Below are 1,805 nucleotides of genomic sequence, written 5' to 3'. Positions count from 1 at the left end.
TTGCGTTCTTTAAGCTTAGCAGAAGATAGTACGATTTATATGATTATGCTATCACTTTATAAGATACTGCTAAGTAAACTAAGTAATCAGTATGATATAGTTGCAGGAACGCCTACCTCAGGAAGAAGTCATGCAGATGTAGAGCAAATGGTAGGGATGTTTGTCAATACCTTAGCACTTCGCAGTGCCCCAAGTGGAGAAAAGCGTTATGTAGATTATCTATTAGAGGTAAAAAACATGGTTTTATCGAGTTTTGAACACGAAGGGTACCAGTATGAAGATTTGATCGATAGCTTATCAATAGAGCGCGATACAAGTCGCAATCCTTTGTTTGATGTAATGTTCTCTTACTTTAAAGAAGAAGAAGGGTTGTCTTCTATGGATGGGCTTATAAAATCTTATGAAGACTCTGAGCGATCTGTGGTTTCAAAATTTGATATAAGCATGGTTGTTGTAGAAGGAGAAAATAGCTTAAGTATCACGTTGAACTATCGTAAAAGCTTATTTAAAGACTCTACTATGTTTAGGTTTTTAGGGTATTTTGAGACCTTGATAAATGCTGTTTTATCAAATCCATCCGGATTGATAACCGATATAGAAATTATTAATAGCCAAGAGTATCAAGGCTTATTAAAACTATCTTCAGGCGCCAAGAGTGGTTACGATACGAGTCTTACAGTTTTAGATTTATTTAAGGCACAAGCAAAAGGTCAAGGAAGTTCAATAGCATTAGAGTTAGGAGAGGAAAGTATGTCTTATGCGATGTTAGACGATGTTTCAGATCGTTTAGCGGCCTGCTTACCATCGAGAGGGGTATCAAAAGGAACAAGAGTTGGTTTATACATGGAGAGGTCTTTTGAAATGATTATAGGTATTATGGGTATTTTAAAAGCAGGAGGAGTGTATGTACCTATAAACCCAAGTCAACCAGTTTCAAGAACTTTATACATGTTATCAGATAGTGGAACAGAGCACTTACTCGCAAATTGTTTTGTAGATGCTATGATAGCAGATAAATGTGAAGTAATTGACCTTAGAGACAAGACTTTCTTAGAAACGTATAGAGAGACGAGACTTCCTGATTTAGGAGTTGGTGATTTAGCCTATATTATTTATACCTCAGGCTCAACAGGACATCCTAAGGGAGTTTTAATAAAACACGATTCACTGTCTAATTATATTCAGGGGCAACAGTCCTACTTTGGAATAGGAGCAGATGAAAGGATTTTACAGTTTTCTCCAATTTATTTTGATGCATCAGTAGAGCAGTTATGGTTATCGTTAACCAGCGGTTCTAGTTTGGTACTGTTAGATGTAGATACAATATTAGACACCCGTTTGTTTCTAGATTACATACAAGAAAAATCAATTACGCACTTGCATTGTACGCCTTCTTATTTAACAGCACTGACTCTTCCCGAAGGTTTGAAATTACGTAGAATAGTATCAGCCGGAGAAAACTGTAGTGTTTCTTTAGCAAGTGAGTACCTTTCTAATTATCGATTTTACAACAAGTATGGTCCCACGGAGACTACTATTTCAGTAATAGAACATGAGGTAACGAACTCAGATATCAATAAGGGAGTTATTCCAATAGGTCGCCCAGTATCTAATAGTTACGTTTATTTATTAGACTCTTATGGGAAAATGGTTCCACAAGGAGTTGTAGGAGAACTTTATATAGGAGGCTTAGGAGTTGCTAAAGGGTATGTAAACAGGCCAGAGCTAACCAAAGAATACTTTGTGTCGAATCGTTTCAGAGCAGGGGAAACGATGTATCGAACTGGAGATTTGGGGAGATGGTT

At 36.8% G+C, this 1,805-nt stretch carries 1 protein-coding gene; it reads left to right on the top strand.

Going from position 1 to position 1,805, the window contains the following annotated elements:
* A partial coding sequence (locus V1T75_RS16365; RefSeq protein WP_330489562.1) for a non-ribosomal peptide synthetase occupies positions 1 to 1,805 on the top strand: 1,805 nt, incomplete at both ends.

Source organism: Tenacibaculum sp. FZY0031, from assembly GCF_036350695.1.
GTDB lineage: Bacteria > Bacteroidota > Bacteroidia > Flavobacteriales > Flavobacteriaceae > Polaribacter.
This window is presented reverse-complemented; position numbering and strand designations above follow the sequence as displayed.